Annotated in this window: 2 protein-coding genes; both read right to left on the bottom strand. The window is 71.5% G+C overall.

What is annotated here, in order from left to right:
- Window positions 1–391, bottom strand: a 391-nt coding sequence (locus tag EUA98_RS19500; RefSeq protein ID WP_165372931.1) for an ATP-binding protein, incomplete at its 3' end; no start/stop codon positions are given.
- The gene (gene istA, locus EUA98_RS19495; RefSeq protein ID WP_130104337.1) at window positions 388–1,647 is read right to left on the bottom strand and encodes an IS21 family transposase; all 1,260 of its coding nucleotides are present in this window, start codon (window positions 1,645–1,647) and stop codon (window positions 388–390) included. The genes EUA98_RS19500 and istA, both read right to left, overlap by 4 nt.
- Window positions 1,648–1,718: the final 71 nt, after the last annotated feature.

Here is a 1,718-nt window from a genome sequence, read left to right as displayed (position 1 = left end):
CCTTGATGCCCAGCGCGATCGCGAGGTGGGTCTTGCCGGTCCCGGGGGGTCCGAGCAGGACGACGTTCTCCCGGCGGGCCACGAACGTGGTCGTGGCCAGGTGCGCGATCACGTCCCGGGGCGCCCCGGGAAGGTGCTCGAAGGTGAAGTCCTCGAGGGTCTTCACCGCCGGGAAGTGGGCGCCGGAGATCCGCATCCGGGTCCCGTTCGCCGCGCGGGAGGCGACCTGCCGGCCCAGGACCGCGGCGAGGTACTCCTCGTGGGACCACCCCTCGGTGCGGGCCTGGTCGCCCAGGGTCTGGAACATCTCGGCGATGACCGGGGTCTTGAGCTCGCGAGCGAGAAACCTGACCTCACCGGCGGTGTCCTTGCCGAGGGTCGCGGCACTCATCGCACGACCTCCAGCTTCGGGCGGGCAGCCGGGCAGGTCAGGGCGAAGAGCTCGTCGTAGTCGCTCAACGCGCGCAGCCCCACTGCGGCTCCGGCGGCGGCCGCCGGTCCGCGCGACGCCGCGGTGCGCGCCTGGAACGCCGTGCGCAGTCCTGCGGCCAGGACGACATGGGCGGGGGCGGTGATGACCTGCCGGACCGCCCACGACCGGGCGTGGTCGGCCACCACGGCCCCGACACAGGTCACGATGACGCGGTCCAGGCCGGCGTGGACGTCGACGAACCGGCCGATCACGGACGGATCCACGGAGTAGTCGTTGCCCGCGACCGGCACGTAGTAGTCCCGACCTAACCGGACCCGGGTCGCGGTCCCGGTCACCGGGGCGAGCGGTGGCAGGGCGCCCATCGCGGCCTGGTCGCCGGCGAGCAGATCGACCGGTCGGGCGCCGGTAGCCCGGACCAGGCGGGTGTTCGCGACCGGCAGCCACCGGGCCAACTGGGTGTTGAAGTCGGCCCCCGAGGTGAATGTGCGCCCGGGCATGAACGAGGTCTGCAGGAACTGGTTGGCTCGCTCGACCATCCCCTTGGCCTCCGGGTCTCGTGCCGCGGTCTGGTAGATCCGCGTCCCGAGCGTGCCCGCGAAGCCTCGAGCTCCGACCGTCAGCCGGTGGTGCTGACCGATGCCAGCCTCGTTGTCCCAGACCAGCATCTTCGGCACCGCCCCGAGCGAGGCCCCGAGCAGCGCCCACATCCCGGCCAGCAGATCCCCGGACGTCCGGGTCGGGAGCATCACCGCCATCACGAACCGCGAGTACGCCGCGACCATCGTCAGGACCGGCGGTGCCGCCAACGCCCCTGCCCCGTCCGGGATGACCTTCGCCGGGAACCACAGATCACACTGCACGATCTCGCCCGGCACATACGTGGTCCGGTCCGCCGGATCGGCACCCTTGAACAGCGGACGCAGCAGCGCGACCCGTGCGCGCAGCACCGACGGTGCACCCGCCCAGCCGACCCGCTCCGCGATCACCGTCGCCGGCATGTCCGGGAACTCGGCCAACAGCACCCGGATCTGCGTCTCGCACGCATCGACCCTCGAGCCCGCTGCCCGGCGCTCGTACTTCGGCGGCTCATGCGCCGCCAGAGCCGCACGCACCGTGTTCCTCGCGACACCCAACCGGCGCGCGATCGTCTTGATCCCCAACCCCTCCGCCCGATGCAGCCGACGGATCTCAGCCCAGTCCTCCACGATGATCACTCCCTCACTCTCAGCGAGGGGGGTCAATTTTCGCCCGGCGCCAGGGGGTCAGTTTTCACTCAGCGTCGACA

Source organism: Pengzhenrongella frigida, assembly GCF_004168625.1.
GTDB classification, from domain to species: Bacteria; Actinomycetota; Actinomycetes; order Actinomycetales; family Cellulomonadaceae; genus Pengzhenrongella; species Pengzhenrongella frigida.
This window is presented reverse-complemented; position numbering and strand designations above follow the sequence as displayed.